Consider the following 25431-nt stretch of genomic DNA (forward strand, 5'->3'; position numbering starts at 1 on the left):
ACCCTCTTTTGAGGGCAGTTTAACGTAGATTCTCCGGAGAGCCAGAAGAGGCTGCCTCCAAAGCCGCTGCCAATGTCGGGTAGAAATGGCTAACCCCCGGCTCCGGCTGCACACCGGCGCGAGCCAAAGTACGCAGTGGCTGAAACTGCAGATCCGCAATCAACACCTGAGTATGGGCTTCGCGACAACTCGCAATCAGTTTATTCAGCGCCGACAAGCCGCCGGCATCGAGAACGGTCACGCCATCCATATACAGCACAATGCCCCGCGCTTGCCGGGACAGGCCTGCCAACTCTCCAAATATCCGATCGGCTGCGGCAAAGAACAGCGGGCCATTGATTTTGAACACCTGCCAGTCTTCCGATAAGCCGAACGGCTTTACCCGCTTACTGCCGGAAATGTCGGTGACCTTGGTCATCTGCGCCATTTCCTGCATGAATAACACCGCAGCCAGCAGTACTCCGGCGGTTATGGCAATCACCATGTCCAGCACAACCGTCAGGCTGAAACAGGTCAAAAAGACCAGCACATCCATGCGCGGCGCGGTTTTCAGAAGGTGAACAGCTTTAGGGGCCTCACTCATGTTCCAGGCCACCATGATCAGCAAAGCCGCCATGGCTGGCATAGGCAGATAGGCAAGTACGCCAGCCAGAGACACCAGCGCCAACAAAACCACCAGCGCATGAATGAGTGCCGCCACCGGCGACTCCGCGCCAGCCCGATAGTTGGCGGCAGAACGGGCAATAGCGGCGGTAGCCGTAATACCACCAAAGAACGGCACCACAATGTTGCCAATGCCCTGCCCCATCAACTCGCTGTTCGCGCTGTGACGCTTGCCAGTCATGCCATCCAGCACTACCGCACACAAAAGGGATTCAATCGCGCCCAACATGGCAATGGCAAACGCTGCCGGTAACAACTCCTGGAGCATTGCCCAAGACAAACCCACCGGCTCGCCTTGTGCATTCAACTGCTGCCATGGCCAGGTGAATTCAGGCAAGAACGGGGGAATACCCGCGCCTGTGCTGCCGTCTGGCAACAGGTAGCTGAAGCGGGAACCGATGGTTTCGATCGCCGCACCGTTCGAGTTGAACCAAAGTGCCAACAGGCTACCAATCACCACCGCTGGAAGGTGCGGAGGCACCGGTGTTTTCAACCTTGGCCACAGCAGCATAACCGCCAAGGTTGTTCCCGCCACCAGCGTGCTCGTGCCATCCATCGCCGGCATCTGCTGAGCCAGCACCGCCAGCTTGTCCCAATAATGCTCGGGCATACTTTCAACCGACAACCCGAAGAAGTCTTTGACCTGTAAGGTCGCAATCACCACTGCAATGCCGCCGGTAAACCCCAGCGTCACCGACTCGGGGATATACTCGATAAAACGCCCTAAGCGCATCAGGGCCATCAACACCAGCAACATTCCTGACATCAGCGTGGCGAGCAGCAAGCCGCCTAACCCATAGCTCTGGGCAATGGGGTATAAAATGACGACAAAGGCAGCGGTGGGGCCAGAGATACTGAACCGGCTACCGCCCAACAACGCGATAATAAAACCGGCAATGAACGCGGTATACAAACCGTATTGGGGCGCCACGCCACTGGCAATGGCCAACGCCATGGCTAAAGGGATGGCGATGATGCCGACGGTAACGCCCGCCATCAAATCCTTCAAAAACCGGGCTCGGGTGTACCGCTCATCAATGCAGGCTTCGCGAAGAGCGTGGGCAAACCTCAAGGAAAAAAGATGAGCGCGATGCGGCATGAGCGAACCCCCGGTTGCGAAGACAAGCTCACAATTATATGCTCACCCCGATAACATTCAATGTTAACCTGATTAACATATAAGGCATTTCCAAGTCATGACAAAAGAAAACCGCACCGCCCGCCTGACCCTGCTGATCGATCCGGATAAAAAAGCCGTGTTCGAGGAACTCTGCAAACAGGATGATGTCACCCCCTCTCAGAAGGTCCGGCAATTCATCCGCGAGTACGTAGAGCAAAAACTGGGGGAAGACTGGCGTGAACAGCGTAACAAAAACCTCGACTAAACAAGGCGCCCTGGGTCTGTGATAAAGCTCTCACTTGCTCTGTTGATCACGGTGGGCGTGCTCATCGGGTCGGGCTGCGCATTGACTCAGCCTCACTCCAGTTCGAGCTGGTCTGCACCGGCAACGCTTTACGAAAGCCTCGTTATAGACACAAACTCACGCCAGCCGGTCTCGCTTGAAGAAACCGTAAAAACACTGTCCAAGGCCGACGTCGTGGTTATTGGCGAGTATCACGGGCACCAAGCCTCTCACCTTCTTCAGACCCGAGTGCTGCACCTCCTGCACGCTCTTAACCCACACATCATCCTGAGCATGGAGCATTTCAACCTGGACCATCAGGACGATCTAGATGACTACCTCGCTGGCCATACCGGTGAAGCGGAGATGATCAAAGACGCCAATGCCTGGAACCATTATCGCGGCTCATACAGACCCATGGTTGAATACGCGCGCAACCACAAGCTTCCAGTGATCGCCGCCAATGCGCCCGCTCAGACGGTCCGCTGTGTTGGCCGGGTCGGGCCAGACTACATCAATGAGTTACCAGAAGATCAACGGCAACGATTACCCGCGCAACCCTTTCTGGATACACCGGCTTACCGGGAAAAGTTTATTGGCGCCATTTCCGGCAGCCACGGCTCGAACGATCCGGCAATCTCAGAGCGAATGGCCAACATCTACAAGGCCCAACTATTACGCGATAACACCATGGCCAGCCGTATTTTGCAGGCGAGGAACAACAATCCGGAGCATCAGATACTGCACGTGACCGGCACTTTTCACAGCGAGGAGAAGCTCGGCACCGTCGCTCTCCTGCAAAAACGCGCACCGGCACTGTCTGTGGCAGTCCTGAGCCCGGTGTTCTGGGCTGCGGATCAAGCTTCCCCACCTCTGGCAGAACACTGGGGCAAAGGTGACTTTTTGTACCTGATCCAGCCATTGCCACCGGAATTCAGAGATCACGACCGGCGACAGAAAGCCATGAAAGAACGATTCAAAGGCCGCTCAAACACCGATTGCGATGTGGAGTAGTCTCACTGGGTTTGCACCATCTCGTCGGTCACCAGATAGTCACCGGAGAGCCAGCGCATAATTTCGCTGGCAGCCGGGTGGTCGAAAGCATCATAGGTATGCGCCAGGGCCTGCTTGCGCTCGTGGCTCAAACGCCACAACCCGGCATCCTGAAGGCTCAACAAATCCCGCTGAATCTGATTGGCCAAGGCCTCCCCCAACAGCTCCCTGGCAGCATGGTGAAACGCTTGCCCGTATTGATAGTCCGGGCCCTGTCGGTAGGATTCCAGCAACGTCAGCGCGGGTATCGCCGTCAACGTGGGCTGCAAGGCCGGATTGATGGCATGGCCTGCCAGGTGCGCAGCGTTCGCGGCCGGTCGGCCGGTGAAGGCTCTCAGGTGCAGGTGACGGGACATTCGGTCGCCGTCGTTCACCGGGTAGTTGTCCCAAAGCACCGGCTTTCGCCCCAGCCGATCGCCCACGTGCTTCAAATGCCCCGGAGAGATTTCCCGGGAGCAAACTTCCTCACCGGTCCAGAAAACCCGCACGTCCTTATCGAGCTCGGCGCCCAGCGTTTCCAGGTAATCTGACGGCCGCTCTCCAAATACCCTGTCCAACACCGGGTCATCGGAATAATAAGTCGGGCAGATACTGAACATGGCGGCGGCGCTGTGGGCTTTCACCCAGCGCATAATTTCAGCCTGAGTGCTGGCCAGCGACGGCGTTTCCGAACGCATATCGTCAAACAGAATAGCCAGCTCCTGCACGCCGATTCGATCCAGCGCTTTCAGTTTCGCAGCCAGCGCGTGGCGCGCGCTCTCGTCGAACCGGTTAAAGATCTCGAACGGGCTCAACCCGACGCCAAACCGAACCCCCTCGTGTTCGCACAGTTCGGCAAAGTCTGCCAATGCTGCAAACTCTGCCGCCGGATGCGGCTCCTGCCAACGCCTCCGCAAATAGGGGTCCGCCTTGGGCGCGTACAGGTAAAAGCCATAACCATGCTTTGCCAGCGTTTTTAGCAACTTGCGCCGCTCGGCCCAGCTCCACATGGGGCCATAAAACCCCTCAATCACACCGAGTTCAACTGTCATACCTTGCTTGCTCCCTAACACTGGCTTTCAGTCATCTTACACCCGTTCTGAAACACGCTCAGACCCGGCAACCATGAACAGATGGTCAGCTCGGGGCAACCGAATCGTATACCTGCCCCGGCCACAAGCCGGCTATGATGGACCGACATCGTCATTGGAACGCATCAACGCTATGCAAAACAACCAAAGTCGCCTGACAGCCTTGGATGCACTTCGCGGTATCGCCGCGCTTGGCGTTGTTCTGTTCCATTACCTGCCCTACTACAACGAGCTGTATGGCCACAGTTTTGACAGCCCATCCTTTCTCGAGTTCGGGCGCTATGGCGTGCATCTGTTTTTCATGCTCAGCGGTTTCGTCATTTTTATGACTCTGGAGCGCACCCCAACCGCCGGCTGGTTCGGCCTTGCCCGAGCATTCCGGCTGTTACCCGCTTTGTGGGCGGGCATCGCGCTGACCTTTCTTTCCGTGTATTGGCTTGGGCCTGAAGACCGCGCCGTTGAACCCGCGTCAGCACTATTGAACATGACACTGCTGCACGAGTATCTGGAGCACCCGCATGTTGATGGTGCTTATTGGAGTCTGGTGATTGAAGCCAACTTTTATCTCTGGATTGCCCTACTCTTTTACGGGCTGAAGAGCTGGCAACGGCTGCGCCCGGCACTCTGGTTGTGGGCTGCGGCCAGCTACATAGGCGTGCTTTGGTGGAAGGCGATTCCGGATTCGCTGGATTTTGTGGTGAAAGATCTGTTGTTCGTGCGTTATGCACCTTTGTTCATCAGCGGCATGCTGCTCTTTCGCTGGCATAAATACGGCAAACCACCCACCGCTGATATTATCTTGTTGGCTCTGACCATCGGTCACTGCCTGATCGCCTACAAAGCCCCCTACAATCTGTTTGTTCTGGCCTGCTACAGCGTTTTCATTCTGGCCGCAAGCGGTCGTCTGAATGTACTGTCCCGGCCCGGGCTGCTTTGGTTGGGCAGCATTTCTTACACGCTCTACCTGATTCATCAGAACATCGGCTATGGGCTGATCGCCCTATTCTACACGTGGGGGCTACCCGGCCCAGTGGGTGTTGCATTGGCCCTTTGCGGGGTAGTGGCTTTGGCGTCCGCCCTGCACTATGGCGTTGAGAAACCCGCCTTGAGCGCCTTTCGTCAGTGGCGGAAATACCGCGCCAAAGCCACCGCTGCCATCCCCGGAGAAGGTGCCTGAGCGCATTTTTTACACCTCGCCAAGCACCTAGACATATGTCGTAAATCGCCTATTTTTTGCTGCACATCCTCCGCCAAGTATGCAAACCTGAACTAAACTGTTCAGCAGTACCCGCTGGCACAACAGCCCAGCTCCCCGACACACAATTAAAACAAAACAACAGGCTGGAATGACCATGAACATCCGCTCCTTTATATCGGCGACCGTGCTCGCCGTGGCCACCACGTTTTCTGCTTCACAGGCTTTGGCTCAGGAAAAGTTCACTCTGAAACTTGCCGAAACCTGGGGCCCCAACTTCCCCATCTTTGGCGACACCACCAAGCGTTTTGCCGAAACGGTTGAGAAAATGTCCGATGGGCGTCTGCGCATCCGCATTGACTCGGCCAACAAACACAAAGCCCCGCTGGGCGTATTCGACATGGTGAAGGCGGGCCAGTACGACATGGGCCACTCCGCCTCTTATTATTGGAAGGGTAAGGTACCCGAAACCCTGTTCTTCACCAGCATGCCGTTCGGCATGAACGCCATGGAACAATACGCCTGGTTCTACCACGGTGGTGGCATGGAGCTGATGCAGGAAGTGTATGAGCCTCACAACATGCTGTCGTTCCCGGGCGGCAACACCGGCATCCAAATGGGCGGCTGGTTCCGTGAAGAAATCAAATCGCTGGACGACCTGAAAGGCCTGAAGATGCGGATTCCGGGCTTTGCCGGCGAAGTCTTCGCCGAAGTGGGTGTCAACCCCACCAACATCGCTCCGGGCGAGCTGTACACCGCACTTGAGCGCAACACCATCGACGCCGTTGAGTGGGTGGGCCCGGCACTGGATTTGCGCCTTGGCTTTCAGCAAATCGCGGATTACTACTACACCGGCTGGCACGAGCCTGCGACCGAGCTGCAGTTCCTGATCAACAAACGCGTGTGGAACAAACTTCCGGCCGATCTGCAAGAAATCATGCGCGTAGCCATGCGCACCGCATCCTACGACATGCTGGTGCACTCTCAGCACGCCAACGCGGAAGCCTGGGCGAACATCAAGCAAGAATACCCCAACGTGCAGATCAAGCAGTTCCCGGCTGACATTTTCCAGGCCATGTACGATGCCAATAAAAAGCTGCTGAAAGAAACCGCTGAAGAGAGCCCGATGGCCAAAAAGATCATCGACTCTCAGCTGAGCTACCAGAAGCAAAGTCGCGCCTATACCGAAATTTCTGAGCGTGCCTACCTCAACACCATGGGAGAAGTTCAGTAGACTCTAGGCCATACTGAACCAGAGCCGGGATCGCTCTTGAAAGTGATGCCGGCTTTTTTCATTAAAAAGCCACACAAAACATCCGCTCAGCGGAGGAAGAGGTTTAATGCGCTGGATTATCAGACTGGATGAGGGCCTGGCCTGGCTCTCGAAACTTTGCGGCTGGATCGCCTGCCTGGCCATGATCCTGATGGCTGCCAACGTGTTCTACGACGTGGTTACCCGCTACGTGTTCAACGATGTGTCGATTGGCATGCAGGAGATGGAATGGCACCTGTATTCGGTGGTCTTCCTGATGGGCATCCCCTACGCCCTGCGCACAGACGGCCACGTTCGAGTGGATGTGTTCTACACCAACTGGCAGCAAAAGACCAAAGCCTGGATCAACCTCATCGGCGCTCTGATCTTTGTCATCCCATTCGCGTATCTGATCGGCGTGTATGGCTACAGCTTTGCTATTGATGCCTACGAAATGGGCGAGGGCAGTGGCGATCCGGGCGGTTTGCCCCATCGCTGGATCATCAAATCGGTCATCCCGGTCAGCGCTTTCTTTATTGGCACCGCCGGGTTGAACATGATCACCTACGCCATCCGCGTACTGGCCGGTGAAAAATCCTACGAGAACGAGCACAGTGCAGGAGGTTTGGCATGATCGGTATGATTATGTTCCTCGTGGCCCTGTTCATGCTGATGCTCGGTTTCCCCGTCGCCTTTACCTTCGGTGGTGTGGCGCTGTTTTTTGGCATCTTCGCAGAAGGCATGGACCTGTTCGCCTTCATGCCGTATCGCATCATGAGCGTGATGCAAAACACTGTACTGATGGCCGTGCCGCTGTTCATCTTCATGGGCGTGATTCTGCAACGCACCAAGTTGGCTGAGCAATTGCTGACCTCGATGGGCCGGCTGTTCGGCGGTTTGCCGGGTGGTCTGGCCATTTCCACCATTCTGGTGGGCGCGCTGTTAGCCGCTTCTACCGGCGTGGTTGGCGCCAGTGTGGTGGCCATGGGTTTGATTTCCCTGCCTGTGATGCTGGCACACAATTACGACAAGCGTCTGGCCACAGGCACTATCTGCGCCTCCGGAACCTTGGGCCAGATTGTGCCCCCGTCGATCATCCTGATTATTCTGGGTGACGTACTGGGCTTACCGGTTGGCGATTTGTTCAAAGCCGCCGTCGGGCCCGGCATGGTGCTGATTGGCCTGTACATTGTGTACATCCTGTTCCTGACCCGATTGAAGCCGCAGACCGCTCCGGCCATGCCGCCCGACGACAGCATCAGCCGCAGCAAGGAAATTCGCAACGCACTGCTGGCCATCATTCCGCCCTTGGCGCTGATTGTGGTCGTCCTCGGCTCCATCTTCACGGGCATTGCTACCCCGACCGAATCATCAGCATTGGGCGGTGTGGGTGCAGTCGTTCTGGCCATCATCTACCGCCAGTTCAGCTTTAAAATGGTGTGGGACGCGTCCAAAGACACCGTGAAAGTCACGGCCATGGTCTTTGCCATTCTCATCGGTGCGACCGCCTTCTCCATGGTGTTCAGCTATACCGGCGGCGATTACCTGCTGGAAGAATGGCTGATGATGCTGCCAGGCGAACAGTGGGGCTTCATCATTCTAGCGATGGTGGTGATTCTGGTACTGGGTTTCTTCATCGACTTCGTGGAAATTTCGTTCATCATCGTGCCGATTTTGGCGCCAGTAGCGGAAGCCATGGGCATCAACATGCTCTGGTTTGCCATCCTGATTGCCATGAACCTGCAAACCAGCTTCCTGACCCCCCCCTTCGGATTCTCATTGTTTTACCTAAAAGGTGTGGCGCCTGCGGAGGTGAAAACAACCGACATCTACAAGGGGATCATTCCGTTCATTCTCATCCAGATTCTGGTGTTGGCGATGATCGTCATCTTCCCGGAATGGTTCGGGATGAGCTCTACCTACTAGCTCCCCTCCTGAAAGCCAGGCCGGATTGCTTCCGGCCGGGCCTCCTTTCTTTCCTCTGCTTGCTCAAATCTGGTCAATTTATATACAATCCAGAGAGTGCGACTCTCAGTTCGGCTTTCGGGACCGCCTGGTATTACAACCAACGGGAGCCTGAATTATGTCTAGCAGTAACGCCCGCAAGGCAGTGCATACTGGCAAGGACGCTCCGCACCTTCTGAGCATTCCTCGGGAGGCCCATCATCCTGATCGGGAACCCCACAGCTACGAACGCTGGCTGCTCGAAAAATTCATTCGCCTGGCCGGTTCGCCCCCCATTTGCTTCCAATTATGGAACGGTGACCGGATTGAACCAGAGGGTCAAGCTGGGCGCTTCACCTTGACGTTGAACGATTCCAAAGCGCTCTATACGCTGGTTACCGACCCAAACCTCGCTATGGGCGACCTGTACAGCTCATCCCGTCTCGACATTGACGGTGATCTCTCCGAATTTCTGGAAACCGTGTACCGCTCGGTTCACGCCGCTCGAAAACAGTGGCCGAAATGGCTGGATAACCTTTGGAAGAACCCGAATCCACGTGCTTCCGGCCTGTCGCAAGCCAAAGAAAACATCCACCACCATTACGACCTCGGCAACGACTTCTACAAACTGTGGCTGGACAAGGCTGAAATGCAGTACACCTGCGCCTATTACGAACACCCGAACAACACACTGGAACAAGCCCAGCTGGCCAAGCTGGAACACGTATGCCGAAAACTGCGACTGAAACCGGGCATGACCGTGGTGGAAGCCGGCTGTGGCTGGGGCGGCCTGGCCCGCTATATGGCACGCAACTATGGCGTGACTGTTCGCTCCTACAACATCTCCCGGGAACAACTCGACTACGCCAAAGCGGAAACTCGACGGCAAGGGCTTGACGATCAGATCCAGTACATCGAAGACGACTACCGCAACATTCAGGGCGAGTACGACGCGTTTGTGTCGGTGGGGATGCTGGAACACGTGGGCAAAGACAACTACCCCGCTCTATCCGATTTAATTAAACGCAGCCTCAAGCCCAACGGCATTGCCCTATTGCACAGCATCGGGCGCAACCGGCCAATGCTGATGAACGCCTGGATCGAAAAACGCATTTTCCCCGGCGCCTACCCGCCCAGCATTGCCGAGTTCATGCAGATCTGCGAGCACAATGATTTCTCGGTACTGGATGTGGAAAACCTGCGTTTGCATTATGCCCAGACCCTGAGCCACTGGCTGGAAAACTTCACCCGGCTAGAGGACACCGTGACCGCGATGTACGATGAAAGCTTCACCCGGGCCTGGCGATTCTATCTGGCAGGCTCGATCGCTGCCTTTCGAACCGGCTCGTTACAGCTGTTTCAGGTTGTTTTCAGCCATGGCGATAACAATCAGGTGCCGCGAACCCGTCAGGATTTGTACGCCACACCGACCACACCGGAGCACTCATAATGGATACCTTCGATGCCATCGTCGTGGGCGCCGGCCCGGCTGGCGCCACCCTAACCCATGCACTGGAAGAGGCCGGCAGGAACGTTTTGATCATTGATAAAGCGTCGTTTCCCAGAGACAAAACCTGCGCTGGCTGGGTAACACCGGCGGTTCTCGAAAGCCTCAATATTGATATCAACGATTACCGTCGTCATCGAACACTGCAATCCATCAGTCGATTCCGAATCGGCATGATGGGCCAGAGCCCGGTGGAAAACTGCCACGGCGGCGTGGTCAGCTACGGCATCCGGCGCTGCGAGTTTGATGCCTATCTGCTCGACCGGGTTCAATCCCGCAAGCAACTGGATACTCCGGTGAAATCCATCACCCGGGAGAACGACCTGTGGCAGGTAAACGAGCAGTGGCAGGCCCCCCTCCTGATCGGCGCTGGCGGGCATTTTTGCCCAGTGGCCAAACAGATCGGCTCAGGCCCGGGGAAACATGAAACCGTCGTAGCCGCCAAGGAAGTGGAATTTGAAATGACCGCTGCACAAGCCCAAGCATGCGCAGCACGTGGCGACACGCCGGAACTCTGGTTCTGTCGCGATTTAAAAGGCTACGCTTGGGTGTTCCGCAAAGGTAACTTTCTTAATATCGGATTAGGGCGTGAAGACAACCATCAACTGACGGAGCATCTGGAAGCCTTTGTACAAGGTATGAAACAGTCCGGTCGGATTCCCAACGATCTGCCCGGCCGTTTCAAGGGGCACGCCTATCTCCTGTACGGGCATGCCCAACGGCCACTGGTTGATGACGGGGTGCTGTTAATTGGTGATGCCGCCGGATTGGCCTACACCCAAAGCGGTGAAGGCATTCGACCCGCCATTGAGTCCGCATTAATTGCCGCCAAAGTGATTCTGAGCACACCGGATTATTCCGCTTCGTCACTGCAGCGCTATGCTGAGCAAATTTCTAAACGGTTTGGCCACCGGGCCAGCGAACAGGAGCGCGGGTTCGAAGTGCCCGACTGGCTCAAACAACCCATTGCCAGCACCTTAATGCGGTCACAGTGGTTCACTCAGAAAGTCGTGACTGAAAAGTGGTTCCTGCATCAAGAGATTCCACCGCTGGATCTTGCCAGCTAGAACGCACAAAGGCCGGGCAATGGTGCCCGGCCTTTGTTTTTCCTCGCGCCAACCGTTGGCGTAACCACGGTTAGCGATTTGGAGGTACTGCTTAGAACTTCACGCGCATACCGGCCAAAAAGCCCATATCCATGTCATCTTCATCGGTGTCGGCAATTTCAGCAAACACGCTGACGTTCTTGGCCGTCGGGAACTTGTAGGTCACGTTCGCGTACCAGGCCGTCACGTCGTCACTGTTGTCTTCTTCCTGATTCTGCATGCCCAGCGCGACAGCGGTGGTGCTGGTCACGTCAATGGTCGCTGCAATGTTGTACAACGTTGTCTCCAGATCCGTGTTGCTGTCATCAGTAACACTGTAGTCAGCGGCCAGACCAAACAAACCAAACTCGTAACCGGCGCTCAGACCCCAGGTGTCTTTGTCATCCATGCCAATGGGGGTATTACGCTGGTAGGCAGCAGCCAGTTCCAGGCCGGCAATTTCCGTAGAGGCAAACAAATCAAAGAACTCGCCGGTGATGCCGCCTTTGTCTTCGGCCTCCAGTTCGTAGGAAGCAACCAGGTAAACGTTGTCCAGTTCTACATCAACGCGGAAAGTATCATCACCATCCGTTTTTACGGCGTCAAACTGATCTTCATCGAGCGGTGATTCATAAGCTTCTTCAATGCCGAACTCGTCAGACGCAAAGTTTTGCTTACCCATGGATAGCGATGTAACGCCGTACTGGATACCCACGTAGGCTTCTTCAATCGGCTCATCGACATCTTTGCCGTTGGCGTGGTCTTTGAAATCAAAATCCAGGCGACCGAAGGCTTTCATATCGTTGCCCAAGTCGTAGCTCACGTAGTTCTTCAGCTCCAGGTCATCAAAATCTACGTACTCATTGGTGTCGTCACCAATTTTCTTGCGCAACTGAACCTGGAAATCACCGTTCAGCTTGTAAGTAAAACCATCTTTCTCATAAACCGTCGCAGCATTTACAGAACCAGCAGCAACAGTAGACACAGCAACAGCCAGAAGAAGCTTTTTCATTATTTACAACTCCACGTTCATTTTTGGTTTGGTGTTTATCGGTTGCTGGAATCGACCCAGCTGTCCCACTCTTCTCGAGTTTGTTCGTCAGCTTTCAAATACCAGTAGCGCAGCATCCTGCTGACCATTTCCTGATCCACATTGGCTTGCGGATCCAGCAGCAACCCTTCCGGGTTCATTTGCAGCTCCGCTCCGGCGTTCTGCGCTTGCACAGCGACGGCCGCAACAGCGCCGGAACGGTTATAGGCTCCCAGCTCTTGCGGATAGTCCCGCACCAGCTGAAACCCCTCTTTCTCGAGCACGTCGGCAGTGGCCGCCACTGCTCGGCCACGCCCATCAATCAGCTGCCAATTGCCCTGCTGATTGAAGCTCTCCATTTCATTGCGGGTATTGATTGCCGGAGCACTCAGCTTCAGCTCGGCATCCTCAGCGCTGAAACGGATAACAAAGGCATCGCTGGTTTCCCGAATTTCCTCCCGGCCGACTTCGGTGGTGCACTCCACCACCAGCTGTTGTGTGCCATCAGCCAACGTGAGGCGCTGGCCTGAGGAGGCGGTCTGTTCGCTGCCCTGCACCGCCTGCACATTCACACAAGCGCCCAGCGTCAGCTGCACCTCAGCGAGAGCCGGCAGTGGCAGCAGAGCAATCGTCAAACAGGCAATGCGGGTAAATCTCGTCACGCTTTGAATCCAATTAGTGGTCACCGGTAACGGTGTTGAATCAACTGGAATGACACTATGGAGGGGGGGTATGACAGCGCTATTACAACGCGATATGGGCAGGCCGATTTTATTACTCGGTATCCGGAAAAAATAAAACCGCACCCGAAGGCGCGGTTCTATTAGCCAATTAAGGCTTAAATATCAGTTTGTTGATGCTCCGGCCACATTAATTCGGTAGAGCGTGGTGGTACCACTTACCTCGTTACCCACCGCCAGGATCGGCTGGCTGATCGGACTGTCTTCTGCCCGAATGAACGCCATGCCCTCAGGCCCCAAATCCCCGGCCTTGCCAGCTTCAACGTCAGCTGTGCTAACAGAGAAATCCCGGTTATTCAGGTACTGCACGAATTGCGGACTCTGAGGGTTGGTCACGTTGTAGACCATAATGCCTCCCACTCGCTCCAATCCGATAAACGCATAATTTTGACCCTGAATCTCGCCCACGGCCACGGCCTCAGGTTCCGGCCCCTTATCATCAGAACGGTCATCCACACCGCTCTCATCGTTGGTTGCATTGAAGCCTTCAGGAATCAGGTTAGCCGTGATGCGTTCGAAGTCGTTGCCGGAATCAAACACTCGCTGCCCCTGCTCGTTCCAGATGGAAAACGAACGAGCACCGTAGCTGTACAATTCACCAAACACACAGTCTTTCTCGACATCGGTGGCACTGTTGGCAGGTTCACAGCCGTTGGTCACGCCCATAGTAGACGTCACTTTCAAACGGCCCAGATTGGCCTTATCCTGCAGCTCCTTACGCTGCGCCTCGTTACCGAACGCCTCGCCCAGCTGCAGGTCCTTCACCCGGAACTCTTCACTGAAACCGTCGTAATCCCGCGAGTCACCCTCGTTGGCAGTCACGTAATAGGTCTTGCCGTTGTAGCCATAGCTGGCGATCGCATCTGGCTGATACATACCTTTAACGGGCCAGTTCTGCAGATTGATTCCGCCATCCTTGTTACTGGCATCCATCTCATTACCAAGCAGGCGATGATCTTTGAAGCCCAGCGGCAATACATCGACAATCCGGGCGGCCTCAATATCCAGAACAGCCACCGCGTTGTTCTCCTGCAGGGCCACCCAGGCTCGGGTATTGTCTTGGGACACCGCAATGTACTCTGGTTCGAAATCCTGAGCGGCTGAAGCTCCCGGACCGAAAACACGAATACCGGACTCACGCAGTTCCTGCTCACGACCGTTGTAGGCACGGAAGTCCGCGGTTTTTACCGTAGCGTTTGCAACACCGCTAGAAAGGTCGATCACGCTCACGGAGCCTTCCGGATCCGTGGTGTAGTCGTCGCTCGGCTCGCCCTCGTTAGCCACCAGGACTTTTTGCCCATCGCGGGTAAAGATCACCATGTCTGGCAGCGCACCCACCGTCACTTCTCCCACTTTAGACAGGTCGGATGCGTTGTAGAACACGACCTTGCCTTTCGCCTGCTTCACTTTCGCTTCAATGGCTACCGCCACAAGATCCCCATAGACCGCGACACTGTTGGCCGTTGCCCCTTCCCGGCTGGCGTCAATGGTATCGAGCAGCGCGGGCTCGGCCGGGTTGCGGATATCCAGAACATCCACCGTGGCGGCCTGAGCGTTAACGACAAACAACCGCTGGCCAGAGGGATCGTGCGCTATGATTTCCGCGGCGCTTTCATCGAACACATCCCCTTTTGGTACATAGCTACCCAGCACGCTCAACTCAATCAGCCCGGGCACTGCCGTGTTAAACCGAGAATCAGTGTCTACCGCACAAGCAGCAAGGCTGCCCGCAGCTACAAGAATGGCGGAAGTCAGGAGAGTACGTTGAATAATCATGTTTACCTCTGCTTGGCATCGACGTTGTGTAAATGACGCCTCACCCTATGGCAAACAGATGACAGAAAAGGGGCACAAATAAGACAGGTTGAAGACTCGGATAAAAAAATGGCGACTCCAAGAGCCGCCATTTCAGATGTCATCGCTTCGCCAGGTTCAGTGGCCCAGGTAGCTTCGGTACATCCAGACCGTCTTTTCCTGCTCTGAAATGTAATCGCTCATCAGTGCCGACGTACCTTCGTCGTCGGCTTCGCCGGCAAGACTCAGGATCTCGCGCTGTTTGCTGATCAGCTTGCTGAAGCTGTCGACAATATTGGTGACTGCTTCTTTGCCGTCAGAAACGTTCTTTCGCTCGACCACTTCCGACCGCTCGATGTAGGTGCTGTAGGCGTGGGCGGGTACATGGCCCAGAGTCAGAACACGTTCGGCAATCTCGTCAATCTTGAGTAGCAGATCATCGTACAATTCTTCGAACTTCGCGTGCAGCTCGAAGAAATTCTCGCCCTTGATGTTCCAGTGGTAACCGCGAACGTTCATGTAAAAAATCTGGTAGTTCGCCAGAAGCCCGTTCAACGAGTCCGCCAGCTTCTGAGTTTGTTCCGTATCAAGACCGATAAAATTCTTACCCATGATGAACCTCCTGGTTTTATTTTGGGCTTGGGATAGATCAAACAATAAGCCCATTGGTTTCCGTATTGAAGTTTAGTTCTCCAATCGCATCGATAGCGTTTACTTATACCTCAAAAGCAAAACCCATAGAAACACACTATCACATTCACTAAAACACTCTATTTGCGAAAGCTTCTCATTTGCTGCGTAATGACTCTATCAACATCATCCTCGCGGAGACAGTCATGAGCGCGCTGAAACACTATGTTCACAATCATGGTCAACACGTTGACCAATCGCTGCTGAAAACCATCACTTTTGCGGTCACTCACTTTACCGTCGCTTTCTCGGTCGCTTATATGCTGACTGGCGACTTGTTGATCGGCGGACTGATTGCCATGGTAGAACCGGCGATCAACACGGTTGCTTACTTCTTCCATGAGAAGATTTGGGCACGCCATACCCAAAATTCAACCGCCAGAACGGAAGACGGCGCTCAGCCCGTACCCCAACCCGCATGAACCCGTGGCTCGGGCTAACTGCCCGGGCCACAGTCCATGCACTCATCGACCGCTTGCGGCCCTTCCTCCAGATTGTAGTGAAGGTCTTTCAATGCCGTTCGCAGGCCTTCTTCAATAACCGGGTGATAAAACGGCATGGCCAGCATCTCACTGACGCTCATCCGCTTTTGAGCGCACCATGCCAATAAATGCGCGATGTGTTCCGCCGCAGGGCCAAGCATCTCGGCACCAAGAAACAAACCGGTTCCATGTTCGCCGTAAAGCCGCAACAACCCCCTGTTCTTGCCGATGACTTTACTGCGGCCCTGATCTTCAAAACTGACCTCTCCGACCGCAAAACAACCCTGACACTTTTTATCGACGTCCTGAATACTCAGGCCGACTGAAGCAATCTGCGGATCGGAAAACACCACTCCCATCGCCGCTTTTCGCGTAACCACGCGCACATCCGGCCAGCTACCGGCGTTGTCTCCGGCAATGCGGCCTTCGTCCGCGGCTTCATGCAGTAGCGGGCGCTCGTTGTTGACATCGCCGACCAGAAAAATATGGCTATCACCGCAGCGCATGGTGTTGGGGTCTACGTCTGGCATGCCACGGTCATCCAGATCGATACCGGCATTCTGGATATCAAGATTGTCGATATTCGGCCGGCGCCCGGTCGCCGCCAACAGATACTCAAACGACTCCTTATGCTCTTGCCCGTCTTCTACCCACGTAATCTGCACACCCTGCTCGGTGCGCTCGATGCGTTTGGTCTCAGCTTGCGCGCTTAAAGGAAATTCATCACCGAAAGTTTTCAACGCATAGTCGCGAATCTTTTCATCGCGAATGCCGCCAATTCCACCACGAACACCAAACATTCGCATACGAACGCCCAGCCGGCTCAATGCCTGACCTAACTCCAACCCAATGATGCCGGGACCAAACACCGCAACCGATTCCGGCAAATCGTCCCAGCTGAAGATGTCGTCGTTTACCACCAAGCGATCTTTCGCATCGTTAAACATCTTGGGAACATTCGGCCGAGAGCCCGTCGCGATTACGATGCGATCTGCGATGACCTCGGTGTGCTCACCCACCACCAGCCGGTGCGGGCCCACGAAGCGGGCGTGCCCCATCAAACGCTGCGCGTCCGGTTGACTCTCCATGGACCGGACCACCGACTGCACAAACCGGTCACGCTCTGTGCGCACCCGCTCCATCACTTGCCGACCATCGATATGGATATCACCCACCTGCACCCCGAACTGGCCAGCCCGCCCGACGTTGTGAGCACTTTCGGCAGCGGCAATCAGCAACTTGCTGGGCATGCAGCCCACGCGCGCACAGGTGGTGCCATATTGCTTGCCTTCAATCAGCACCACCTTGTCCGTTTTCTTTCGTGCCCGTTGGTAAGCCACCATACCTGCGGTGCCAGCACCGATAATGGCCACATCGACTTCACGCTTTTCCATCAGGCCTCCTCACACAACATTTCGCTGATTTTTCGACAACTTACGCTTCGAGTATAGAAGCTTATTGACTCATGACAGGTGAAAACGCTAAAAAATCCGCCTATGCTTTCGGCTTTCACTAAGATGGGGACAACAGGTGCAGAACTACTGGCTGGAATTTCTTACCGTGGCGTTAATTCACCTGTTGGCCGTCGCCAGCCCCGGGCCGGATTTCGCGGTGATGCTGCGCCAGGCGATCACCCAGACGCGCCGAAATGCGCTGCTCAGCGCTGTAGGTATCGGGCTGGGGATTTTGTTGCACGTAGGCTATTCGCTACTGGGCATCGGGCTGATCATCCAGCAATCGGTGATGCTGTTTACCGTACTAAAGGTCATTGGTGCTCTGTATTTGTTGTGGATTGCCTGGCATTGTCTACGGGCCAAGCCCGGTGGCATTCACGTAGAAACGAAGAATGGAAAGGTGCAGTCAGGCTGGGCTGCGTTTCGCCTCGGTTTTCTGACCAATGTGCTTAACCCGAAAGCGACACTGTTTTTCGTGTCATTGTTCTCGGTGGTCATCAACCCAGAGACGCCGGTGCTGCTTCAGGCCGGCTACGGCTTTTACATGGCGGTGGCCACCGGCTTGTGGTTTACCCTGGTCGCGCTGTTCTTCACCCACCCCCGTGTCCGCCGGGGCTTCAACCGGTTCGGACACTGGCTCGACAGGGTCATGGGCGGCGTTCTGGTGCTGCTGGCCGGGCAGCTTTTGTTCTCTACAGTGAGCGGATCAGAGCCTCTGTCTGCTCCCAGCCCAGGCACGGGTCAGTAATAGAGCAGCCGTAAACCAGGTCTTCGCCGTCGTCCTGGCGGCCGAAGGCCAGGAAGCTTTCCAGCATCAGGCCTTTGATGTGGGTATTGCCGTTGCGCTTCTGAGCCATCACTTCTTGAGCAATCTCGACTTGCCGTTCCGCCTGTTTGCAGGCGTTATCGTGACTGCAATCCACCATCACCGACGCTGACACCCCGGCGCTCTGCAATTGCTTCACCGCCCGAGCAATACTCGCCTCGTCGTAATTCGTCACGCCCCGGCCACCACGCAGCACCAGATGGGTATCGGGGTTTCCAGAGGTGGTAATCATCGCTGGCGCTCCCGAACGGGAAATGCCCATGTGATGATGGGAATGCGCCGCCGATTTCATGGCATTGATGGCCACATCAACGCCACCGTCGGTGCCGTTTTTGAAACCGGTAGGCATCGGCAAACCGCTGACCAGTTCGCGGTGAATCTGCGATTCCGTGGTGCGGGCACCAATGGCTGTCCAGCTTACCAAATCTCCGAGGTAATCCATCATGAACGGGCTCAATGCTTCAGTAGCCAGCGGCAAACCCAGCTCGGACAGAGCCAACAGCAACTTGCGGGAACGCACCAGGCCCTGATTCAAATCCCCTTCACCGGTTCGGGCAGGGTCGTACAACAGGCCTTTCCAGCCCACCGTTGTCCGAGGTTTTTCAAGGTAGGCACGCATCACAATCAGGAACCGGTCACTGACCTCATCCGACAATGCTTTCAGCTTGGTGCCGTAATCCAGCGCGGCTTGTTCATCGTGAATCGAGCAAGGCCCGATAACGATCAGCGTGCGCGGGTCTTGGCCGTTCAGCACGTTGCGAATCTGCTCTCGGTAGCCGGCGATGGCCCGGGTCAGTGGCTCACCGGCAGGAAACTGTTGGCGCAGCTCATTGGAGGTCGGCAGCTTCGCTTCGTGGCGAGGCTGGCAAGTGGTCGACGATACCGTGTCCAACGTTTCAGTTTTCAGAGGCATGTTCATATCCGTGTTCCCGTTTTCCCTAAGTCAGAATCAAAAAAGCCCCGGCTGGGCTACCAGTCGGGGCTTTTTGAGTCCGGTGGCAGCCTGGGTTGCTTGCCGGGCTGCCTTCCTCGCTAAATTCGGTCGATGAAGATCTTATGGGCGGCCCGAGCTCTGGCTAAAATAAAAGCCATAACCACACCACCAAAAATACACAGCAGAACCTGCGGCCTTCAGGTTTTCACCGAAAGCTTTCAGAACATTCAATTGACAGGCTGCGTGTAGTGTCTTCATGCTTTTTACTATATACCCACGGTTTTAGGGTTGGCAACCGGCAATTCTGATTATTTGGTCGGCAGCTGTCGAAACAATGGATAGTGGAGCTTTGCATGAATATCGTAAAATTGAACCGGCTTGCCCGCTTGTCAGCACTCGGCACCGCCCTCCTGTTGGCCTTGTCAGTGTTTGCCTCCAGTGTTAAGGCGGAACCCGAAGCCCGCATTTACCAACTCCAAAACCGCACCGCTGAAGACGTCTCGCAGCAGATCCGGGCGCTCTACCAACAAGCCCCCGTTACCGTCACAGCTAGGGGCCTGCAGTTGGTGGTTCGGGGCGAACCGGCGTTACTCGATGAAATCGGCACACTGGTCAACACCCTGGACGTGCCACCGGTTCAAATGCGCATCAGCGTGCGCAACCGGCAAGACATCGGAGGCAAACAAACCGGAGCCGGCGTCAGCATTAGCAACAACACAGCCAATGCCAGCGTGCAAAGCCGCACCTACAGCACAAACTCAAACACAGTACGCCAACTGGTTGTTCAGGACGGCCAATCCGCACACATCACCTCGGGCAACGTTCGCAGCTTGCCATTCGCCGTTCAGAGTGGCCGAAATCCGGCAGTGATTCTTGAAAAGGTGGAGACTCGCAGCGGCTTCGTGGTGAGCCCACAAGCTATATCGGATCAAGCCATCGAGTTGAATATTGTTTCTTTCGAGGAAGACCCGGCCGCTCTGGAAGGCTATGAAACCGAAGCACTGATGACCATACGGCGCGTTCAACCCGGGCAATGGGTATCACTCGGCGGCACCCGAACTCAGGAAACCCGGCAACAGGACGGCATTCTGTACCGGGTTAACGGCAAGCAAGACAACAACCTGTCAATTGACGTGAAAGTGGACGTTCTACCCTGATTCACACGCCACGTTTGCCGATCAACAGATCGCGGGCCTCGTTCAGTTTGGCGGCCAGATAATCGTTACCACCGCGATCCGGATGCAGTTTCTGCATCAGCTTCCGGTGAGCAGCAACAACCTCATCCCGTGAGCATCCCGGCTGCACACCCAGTATGTCGCAGGCTTCTTGTTCGGACATCGTGCCCCCGGCCGAAGCACTTTGCCCGGACGACGAACCATTCTGGCCCGAAGCGCCATCGCTCCGCCGCCCAGACGAATCCCCCATCATTTTACGGAACAAAGGCGCATATCGGAGCAGCGCGGGCAGCTTACGCAACAAAGGGACCAGCGCGGCCACCGCCGCTGTCAGAACGTGCACTCGCCCGGTCAGTACCATAAACAACAGCATCGCGCCGCCAGCCACCAACACAATTTTCCAGATGGCGGCCTTCTGCCCCTGAGGAGACAAAGCACCCCACTTTTTAAGCACAACGAATACTGCGATGGCCAGAGCCAGGCCAAGTACCAGCTGCATAATTCAATATTCTCCTATCACGGCTCGGGGATCATCACGCCAACGGTTGACAGCCAATGTACTGCGTTCAGCGGTGTCACGCACGAATCAAATTCAGCCGTCTGCCCCCAAATTACTTAATTACACCTACTATTGATGAAACTGGCGTTAATTTGCACAAAAAATGGTCTTATAAAGCAACCAAGTTAATGACAAAACCGTACAACTTTTGTAGCATGCTACGCGCTACGCTTACTGACCATTTGCGTCTGTTTTAAATGCAAACGTCATCAGCTCTGAGCTCGCCATAACAAGCTTCCGCTTTTCATAGTCTTGGCGACGGAATACGCATCAGGAAACCAGCCCCAGGAACTCATCTATGCGCACCGCATCCCGTTTTGTCATCGCCATTATTTTTCTAGGTGTCGTGCTCGGCGGCATCTTCGGCTACAAGTTCATGCAATTTGGCCAACTGAAAGAGATGCTGTCACAGCCACAACCGCCGGCCCTCATCTCTGTCACTCAATCAACAACCGAGAACTGGCAGCCATCTATCAAGGCCGTAGGCAGCATCGAAGCTGTAAACGGCATTGCAGTTTCCAACGAAGTGCCCGGAGTGATCAAAACCATCAACTTCGAATCTGGCGACACCGTTAAAAAAGGCGATGTACTGATTGAGCTGGACGCCGCTATTGACGAGGCTGCGTTACGCACCCGCAAAGCAGAAGCAAGCCTGGCCGATCAGGAATTCAAGCGTATTTCCGATCTTCTGCCCAAGCGCGCTGTGTCCCAGTCTCAATACGATACCGCGAAAGCAAACTACGACGCTGCTCATGCCCGCGTCAACGAAGCACAAGCACAGCGCGACAAGAAGATCATTCGGGCGCCGTTTGACGGCACACTCGGCATTCGCATGGTTAACCAGGGTGAATACCTCCCTACCGGCAGCCCGATTGTCGAAGTCAACATGCTGAATCCCATCTACGTAGACTACACCTTGTCCGAGAAGCATCTGGCAAATGTTGACCGTGGCTACCCGGTGTCGGTCACGGTTGCGGCCGTACCTGAGCAAAAGTTTGAAGGAACAGTCAGCGCCATCAACACCTCGGTCAGCCCGGAAACCCGCACCGTGCGAATTCGCGCCACACTGAACAATGATGAGCACCTGCTGCGCCCGGGCATGTTCGCGACCATTCAGACCGGCCAGCCCAGAGAAAATAAGGTCGTTACGCTTCCTCGTACGGCGATCTCCTACAACACCTACGGCAACTTCGTGTTTGTGGTGACCGAAAACGACAACGGCGAGCAGATCGTCGAGCGTCGCACGGTCACCACCGGTGAAGTTCGCAATGGCCGCACCGCAATCACCTCAGGCCTGGAAGCGGGTGAAACCGTAGTATCCAAAGGCTTGCTGAGACTGCGCGCCGGCCAGCGCGTCAAGATTCAGGACGAATCCGACAAGGAGGCGTCTGAATAATGCGTTTCACCGACATATTCGTCCATCGGCCGGTTCTCGCCACAGTGGTCAGCTTGCTGATCCTGTTGGTGGGTGCCCGGGCCGCCATGGAAATGGAAATCCGCCAGTACCCGAAACTGGAAAGCACCACGGTAACCGTCACCACGTCCTACCCCGGTGCCAGCTCGGATCTGATCAAGGGCTTCATCACCACGCCCCTGCAGCAGGCCATTGCGGAAGCCAGTGGCATCGATTACCTGACCTCCACCAGCTCGCAAAGCGTGTCTACCATTCAGGCCAAAATGGAGCTGAACTACGACGCTAATGACGCGCTGGCGGAAATTCAGGCCAAGGTCGCCAGTCAGCGTAACGTGCTGCCGGCAGAAGCTCAGGACCCGGTGATTACTTCAACCACCGGTGACAGCACCGCGCTGATGTACATCGCGTTCTACAGCACCGAGCTGGATGTCCCGCAAATTACCGATTACCTGACCCGTGTGGTGCAGCCGAAACTGCAGGCGCTGCCCGGTGTGGGTAAAGCCCAGCTGCTGGGCCGAACCTTCGCGTTGCGGGTTTGGCTGGACCCTGAGCGTCTGGCTGCGGTGGATCTGACGCCAACCGAAGTCGCCGCCAAGCTCAGAGCCAACAACTATCAGGCCGCTGTGGGCAAAACCCGCGGCAAATACACCGAGATCAGCCTGACCAGTGATACCGACATTGCCGACCCGGATGCGTTCCGCAATCTGGTGGTCAAGCAGTCCAACGGCACCCTGATTCGCCTGCAGGACATCGCCCGGGTCGAACTCGGCTCCCAGACCTACGACAAGATTGCACTGTATAAAGGTCAGCCGGCGACCTACGTGGCCATCGAAATTGCGCCGGGCGCCAACCCGCTCACCGTTGCCGATCTGGTAAAAACCGAACTGCCGGATATTGAAAGCCAACTGCCCAGCGGTATGGGCGTGCGCCTTGCGTACGATGCCTCGGACTTCATCGAAGACTCCATCAATGAGGTGGTACGCACTCTGATTGAAGCCATGATCATCGTACTGGTAGTGGTGTTCCTGTGTCTGGGATCGATCCGCGCCTCAGTGGTGCCATCCGTTGCCGTTCCGCTGTCCTTGATCGGTGGCGCGTTCATCATGCTGATGTTCGGTTTCACTCTGAACCTGCTAACCCTGCTGTCGATGGTTCTGGCGATCGGTCTGGTGGTGGATGACGCCATCATCATGGTGGAAAACGTGCACCGACACATCGAGCAAGGTGAGTCCCGGTTTGAAGCCGCCATTAACGGCGCCCGCGAAATGGCCACCCCCATCATTGCCATGACCACCACCTTGGTGGCCGTATACGTGCCCATCGGTTTCATGGGCGGGCTGGTTGGCTCGCTGTTCACCGAATTCGCGTTCACCCTGGCCGGCACTGTGGTGATTTCCGGTATCGTCGCACTGACCCTTTCACCGATGTTGTCCGCCAAGGTATTGAAGCCCCACGGCGAACCCGGAAAGTTCGAGCAGCTGGTCGAGAAGTTCTTCAACGGCATCGCCAATGGCTACAAAGCAGCGCTGTCGTCGCTGATGGAAACCAAATCTGTTGTCGTGTTCTTCGCGCTGGTGGTGCTGGGCTCGATCTACTTCATGCAAATGATGAGTCAGAGCGAACTGGCCCCGACCGAAGATCAGGGCATCCTGTTCCATCAGGGCCTGGGCCCCGAAACATCCACCTTGGACTACCTGCTTGAACACGGTCAGGAAGTACAAGAACGGATGACAGAACTGCCGGGCTACAAAGAAGACTTCATGATCATCGGCATCACCAGCCCGAACGCCGTCTTTGGCGGCTTCAAAATGGCGCCCTGGAGTGAACGTGAGGTCAGCCAGTTTGAGGTTCAGCCAAAACTGGACGCCGAACTGAAAAAGGTCACCGGCCTGCAGACAGCGGTATTCCCGCTGCCTTCATTGCCGGGTTCCGGCGGCGGCCTGCCGTTCCAGTTCGTGATCAGTACCGGCGGTACCTACGAACAGCTGGATCAGGTAGCCGACGAAATACTCGGCAAGGCGATGCAGAGCGGCAACTTCATGTTCCTGAAGAAGTCGATCAACTTCGACAAACCGGTCACCAAAATTCACATTGATCGTGACCGTGTCGCGGATCTGGGCCTGTCGATGCAGGAAGTCGGGCAATCGCTGTCCAGCATGCTCAGCGGTGGCTACATCAACCGCTTTAACATGGAAGGCCGCTCCTACCAGGTGATTCCACAGGTTGACGATCAGTTCCGCCCCAGCAAGGAATCGCTGGACGACTACTACATTCGCACCGGCAGCGGCGAACTGGTGCCCTTATCCAGTGTCGCCAGCTTCACCGAAGAAGTCGAACCGTCTAACCGCACCCAGTTCAACCAGCAAAATTCACTGACGCTGGAAGGCGTGGTGATGCCGGGTGTTGCCGCCGGCACCGCGATGGAGTTCATCGAGAAGACCGCGGAAGAAGTGTTCCCGCAAGGCTTCAGCTTTGACTACACCGGGGCCTCACGCCAGCTGGCAAACCAGGGCAGTGCTCTGGTGGTGACCTTCTTCCTGTCGCTGCTGGTGATTTACCTGGTACTGGCAGCGCAGTTTGAAAGCTGGCGCGACCCGATCATCATTCTGGTTTCTGTCCCCATGTCGGTGGCCGGGGCCATGGTGTTTATCGTGCTCGGCTTTGCCACCATGAACATCTACACCCAGGTGGGACTGATTACGCTGATCGGGGTGGTGTCCAAAAACGGTATCTTGATCGTGGAATTCGCCAACCAGCTGCAAAAAGAGCGTGGCCTGAACAAAGTCGATGCCGTGGTCGAAGCTGCCGCCATTCGTTTGCGCCCGATCATCATGACCTCACTGGCCCTGATCTTTGCGATGGTGCCGCTGCTGATCGCCGTGGGCCCCGGGGCAGAAAGCCGGTTCGCCATTGGCCTGACCATCAGTGCCGGTCTGGGCATTGGTACCTTGTTCACTGTGTTCGTGCTGCCAGCGTTCTACATCCTGCTGGCCCGTGATCATCACGGCGAGGCCGGTGACGAATACAAGAATGAAAAAGAGGTCGCCAAGAGCACTAGCTGACCGGATATTTGGCCGCCACCCAAGCTGATTGCTTCGGGTGGCGGCCAAACGCCTTCCCCCGCAACAATTCCCCGAACCGGCTCAATAAGGTAGTCTGGC

General features: G+C 55.7%; 22 protein-coding genes. 13 read left to right on the top strand and 9 right to left on the bottom strand.

Translation table 11 applies throughout. From position 1 onward, the window contains the following. Nucleotides 1–19: 19 nt before the first annotated feature. The gene (gene dauA / locus Q9245_RS06875; protein ID WP_305896431.1) at nt 20–1762 is read right to left on the bottom strand and encodes a C4-dicarboxylic acid transporter DauA; all 1743 of its coding nucleotides are present in this window, start codon (nt 1760–1762) and stop codon (nt 20–22) included. A gap of 97 nt (nt 1763–1859) precedes the next feature. Between dauA and Q9245_RS06880 the strand changes: the two genes are divergently transcribed. After that, nucleotides 1860–2048 (top strand): CopG family transcriptional regulator, encoded by a 189-nt coding sequence (locus Q9245_RS06880; RefSeq protein WP_114334651.1) that lies wholly within the window; start codon nt 1860–1862, stop codon nt 2046–2048. Nucleotides 2049–2066: 18 nt separating this feature from the next. Next, nucleotides 2067–3080, top strand: coding sequence for a ChaN family lipoprotein (locus Q9245_RS06885; protein WP_305896432.1), 1014 nt, complete (start codon nt 2067–2069; stop codon nt 3078–3080). A 2-nt stretch (nt 3081–3082) separates the two neighbouring features. On the opposite strand, the gene Q9245_RS06890 is transcribed toward Q9245_RS06885, so the two are convergent. After that, the gene (locus Q9245_RS06890) at nt 3083–4150 is read right to left on the bottom strand and encodes a beta-N-acetylglucosaminidase domain-containing protein (protein ID WP_305896433.1); all 1068 of its coding nucleotides are present in this window, start codon (nt 4148–4150) and stop codon (nt 3083–3085) included. 73 nt (nt 4151–4223) lie between these two features. Here Q9245_RS06890 and Q9245_RS06895 point away from each other — a divergent pair, with 73 nt between their 5' ends. The 6 genes from Q9245_RS06895 (at nt 4224) to Q9245_RS06920 (ending at nt 11154) form a co-directional block, all read left to right on the top strand. Next, a complete protein-coding gene (locus tag Q9245_RS06895) occupies nt 4224–5366 on the top strand; it encodes an acyltransferase (protein ID WP_305896434.1) in 1143 nt (380 codons plus the stop codon). Between the two features lie 175 nt (nt 5367–5541). Continuing rightward, nucleotides 5542–6618, top strand: a complete 1077-nt coding sequence (locus Q9245_RS06900; RefSeq protein ID WP_305896435.1) for a TRAP transporter substrate-binding protein — start codon at nt 5542–5544, stop codon at nt 6616–6618. Nucleotides 6619–6724: 106 nt separating this feature from the next. Further along, the gene (locus Q9245_RS06905; RefSeq protein ID WP_305896436.1) at nt 6725–7270 is read left to right on the top strand and encodes a TRAP transporter small permease subunit; all 546 of its coding nucleotides are present in this window, start codon (nt 6725–6727) and stop codon (nt 7268–7270) included. Next, nucleotides 7267–8562 carry a TRAP transporter large permease subunit gene (locus tag Q9245_RS06910; protein ID WP_305896437.1) on the top strand — a complete coding sequence of 432 codons (1296 nt, stop codon included), beginning with the start codon at nt 7267–7269 and terminating at the stop codon, nt 8560–8562. Before Q9245_RS06905 ends, Q9245_RS06910 begins: the two co-directional genes overlap by 4 nt. Before the next feature lie 157 nt (nt 8563–8719). Further along, nucleotides 8720–10030 (top strand): cyclopropane-fatty-acyl-phospholipid synthase family protein, encoded by a 1311-nt coding sequence (locus tag Q9245_RS06915; protein ID WP_305896438.1) that lies wholly within the window; start codon nt 8720–8722, stop codon nt 10028–10030. Next, the gene (locus Q9245_RS06920; protein WP_305896439.1) at nt 10030–11154 is read left to right on the top strand and encodes an NAD(P)/FAD-dependent oxidoreductase; all 1125 of its coding nucleotides are present in this window, start codon (nt 10030–10032) and stop codon (nt 11152–11154) included. The genes Q9245_RS06915 and Q9245_RS06920 overlap by 1 nt, the downstream gene beginning before the upstream one ends. A 91-nt stretch (nt 11155–11245) precedes the next feature. Here Q9245_RS06920 and Q9245_RS06925 read toward each other — a convergent pair whose 3' ends face one another. The 4 genes from Q9245_RS06925 to Q9245_RS06940 all read right to left on the bottom strand — a co-directional run bounded on the left by Q9245_RS06925 (nt 11246) and on the right by Q9245_RS06940 (nt 15348). Beyond that, on the bottom strand, nt 11246–12184 hold the full coding sequence (locus Q9245_RS06925; protein WP_305896440.1) for a porin: 939 nt from the start codon (nt 12182–12184) through the stop codon (nt 11246–11248). A gap of 35 nt (nt 12185–12219) precedes the next feature. Further along, nucleotides 12220–12864: a DUF2057 domain-containing protein gene (locus Q9245_RS06930; protein WP_305896441.1), complete on the bottom strand. Its 645-nt coding sequence runs from the start codon at nt 12862–12864 to the stop codon at nt 12220–12222. 183 nt (nt 12865–13047) lie between these two features. After that, nucleotides 13048–14718 (bottom strand): choice-of-anchor I family protein, encoded by a 1671-nt coding sequence (locus Q9245_RS06935; RefSeq protein ID WP_305896442.1) that lies wholly within the window; start codon nt 14716–14718, stop codon nt 13048–13050. Nucleotides 14719–14874: 156 nt separating this feature from the next. Beyond that, complete coding sequence (locus Q9245_RS06940; protein ID WP_305896443.1) at nt 14875–15348, bottom strand: Dps family protein; 474 nt, start codon at nt 15346–15348, stop codon at nt 14875–14877. Nucleotides 15349–15572: 224 nt separating this feature from the next. On the opposite strand from Q9245_RS06940, the gene Q9245_RS06945 reads away from it, so the two are divergent. Further along, the gene (locus Q9245_RS06945) at nt 15573–15848 is read left to right on the top strand and encodes a DUF2061 domain-containing protein (protein ID WP_305896444.1); all 276 of its coding nucleotides are present in this window, start codon (nt 15573–15575) and stop codon (nt 15846–15848) included. Between the two features lie 14 nt (nt 15849–15862). Here the strand turns inward: Q9245_RS06945 and Q9245_RS06950 are convergent, their stop codons facing one another. Continuing rightward, on the bottom strand, nt 15863–17302 hold the full coding sequence (locus Q9245_RS06950; RefSeq protein ID WP_305896445.1) for a dihydrolipoyl dehydrogenase: 1440 nt from the start codon (nt 17300–17302) through the stop codon (nt 15863–15865). A 136-nt stretch (nt 17303–17438) separates the two neighbouring features. Here Q9245_RS06950 and Q9245_RS06955 point away from each other — a divergent pair, with 136 nt between their 5' ends. Next, the gene (locus Q9245_RS06955) at nt 17439–18110 is read left to right on the top strand and encodes a LysE family translocator (protein ID WP_305896446.1); all 672 of its coding nucleotides are present in this window, start codon (nt 17439–17441) and stop codon (nt 18108–18110) included. On the opposite strand, the gene Q9245_RS06960 is transcribed toward Q9245_RS06955, so the two are convergent. Beyond that, on the bottom strand, nt 18055–19107 hold the full coding sequence (locus Q9245_RS06960) for a 3-deoxy-7-phosphoheptulonate synthase (RefSeq protein ID WP_305896447.1): 1053 nt from the start codon (nt 19105–19107) through the stop codon (nt 18055–18057). The genes Q9245_RS06955 and Q9245_RS06960 overlap by 56 nt on opposite strands. A gap of 368 nt (nt 19108–19475) precedes the next feature. Here Q9245_RS06960 and Q9245_RS06965 point away from each other — a divergent pair, with 368 nt between their 5' ends. Then, nucleotides 19476–20279: a secretin N-terminal domain-containing protein gene (locus tag Q9245_RS06965; protein ID WP_305896448.1), complete on the top strand. Its 804-nt coding sequence runs from the start codon at nt 19476–19478 to the stop codon at nt 20277–20279. A 1-nt stretch (nt 20280) separates the two neighbouring features. Here the strand turns inward: Q9245_RS06965 and Q9245_RS06970 are convergent, their stop codons facing one another. Continuing rightward, nucleotides 20281–20796, bottom strand: a complete 516-nt coding sequence (locus Q9245_RS06970) for a DnaJ domain-containing protein (protein WP_305896449.1) — start codon at nt 20794–20796, stop codon at nt 20281–20283. A 358-nt stretch (nt 20797–21154) separates the two neighbouring features. On the opposite strand from Q9245_RS06970, the gene Q9245_RS06975 reads away from it, so the two are divergent. Next, on the top strand, nt 21155–22252 hold the full coding sequence (locus Q9245_RS06975) for an efflux RND transporter periplasmic adaptor subunit (protein ID WP_305896450.1): 1098 nt from the start codon (nt 21155–21157) through the stop codon (nt 22250–22252). Beyond that, complete coding sequence (locus tag Q9245_RS06980) at nt 22252–25332, top strand: efflux RND transporter permease subunit (RefSeq protein ID WP_305896451.1); 3081 nt, start codon at nt 22252–22254, stop codon at nt 25330–25332. Before Q9245_RS06975 ends, Q9245_RS06980 begins: the two co-directional genes overlap by 1 nt. Nucleotides 25333–25431: the final 99 nt, after the last annotated feature.

The organism is Marinobacter sp. MDS2, assembly GCF_030718085.1.
GTDB lineage: Bacteria > Pseudomonadota > Gammaproteobacteria > Pseudomonadales > Oleiphilaceae > Marinobacter.

What these genes read in the sequence shown, in the direction of transcription:
- dauA (WP_305896431.1), bottom strand. Translation starts at nt 1,762, where the DNA reads ATGCCGCATCGCGCTCATCTTTTTTCCTTGAGGTTTGCCCACGCTCTT.
- Q9245_RS06895 (WP_305896434.1), top strand. Translation starts at nt 4,224, where the DNA reads ATGAACAGATGGTCAGCTCGGGGCAACCGAATCGTATACCTGCCCCGG.
- Q9245_RS06925 (WP_305896440.1), bottom strand. Translation starts at nt 12,184, where the DNA reads ATGAAAAAGCTTCTTCTGGCTGTTGCTGTGTCTACTGTTGCTGCTGGT.
- Q9245_RS06880 (WP_114334651.1), top strand. Translation starts at nt 1,860, where the DNA reads ATGACAAAAGAAAACCGCACCGCCCGCCTGACCCTGCTGATCGATCCG.
- Q9245_RS06945 (WP_305896444.1), top strand. Translation starts at nt 15,573, where the DNA reads ATGAGCGCGCTGAAACACTATGTTCACAATCATGGTCAACACGTTGAC.
- Q9245_RS06950 (WP_305896445.1), bottom strand. Translation starts at nt 17,302, where the DNA reads ATGGAAAAGCGTGAAGTCGATGTGGCCATTATCGGTGCTGGCACCGCA.
- Q9245_RS06935 (WP_305896442.1), bottom strand. Translation starts at nt 14,718, where the DNA reads ATGATTATTCAACGTACTCTCCTGACTTCCGCCATTCTTGTAGCTGCG.
- Q9245_RS06970 (WP_305896449.1), bottom strand. Translation starts at nt 20,796, where the DNA reads ATGCAGCTGGTACTTGGCCTGGCTCTGGCCATCGCAGTATTCGTTGTG.
- Q9245_RS06940 (WP_305896443.1), bottom strand. Translation starts at nt 15,348, where the DNA reads ATGGGTAAGAATTTTATCGGTCTTGATACGGAACAAACTCAGAAGCTG.
- Q9245_RS06975 (WP_305896450.1), top strand. Translation starts at nt 21,155, where the DNA reads ATGCGCACCGCATCCCGTTTTGTCATCGCCATTATTTTTCTAGGTGTC.
- Q9245_RS06910 (WP_305896437.1), top strand. Translation starts at nt 7,267, where the DNA reads ATGATCGGTATGATTATGTTCCTCGTGGCCCTGTTCATGCTGATGCTC.
- Q9245_RS06905 (WP_305896436.1), top strand. Translation starts at nt 6,725, where the DNA reads ATGCGCTGGATTATCAGACTGGATGAGGGCCTGGCCTGGCTCTCGAAA.
- Q9245_RS06900 (WP_305896435.1), top strand. Translation starts at nt 5,542, where the DNA reads ATGAACATCCGCTCCTTTATATCGGCGACCGTGCTCGCCGTGGCCACC.
- Q9245_RS06890 (WP_305896433.1), bottom strand. Translation starts at nt 4,150, where the DNA reads ATGACAGTTGAACTCGGTGTGATTGAGGGGTTTTATGGCCCCATGTGG.
- Q9245_RS06920 (WP_305896439.1), top strand. Translation starts at nt 10,030, where the DNA reads ATGGATACCTTCGATGCCATCGTCGTGGGCGCCGGCCCGGCTGGCGCC.
- Q9245_RS06915 (WP_305896438.1), top strand. Translation starts at nt 8,720, where the DNA reads ATGTCTAGCAGTAACGCCCGCAAGGCAGTGCATACTGGCAAGGACGCT.
- Q9245_RS06965 (WP_305896448.1), top strand. Translation starts at nt 19,476, where the DNA reads ATGAATATCGTAAAATTGAACCGGCTTGCCCGCTTGTCAGCACTCGGC.
- Q9245_RS06960 (WP_305896447.1), bottom strand. Translation starts at nt 19,107, where the DNA reads ATGAACATGCCTCTGAAAACTGAAACGTTGGACACGGTATCGTCGACC.
- Q9245_RS06980 (WP_305896451.1), top strand. Translation starts at nt 22,252, where the DNA reads ATGCGTTTCACCGACATATTCGTCCATCGGCCGGTTCTCGCCACAGTG.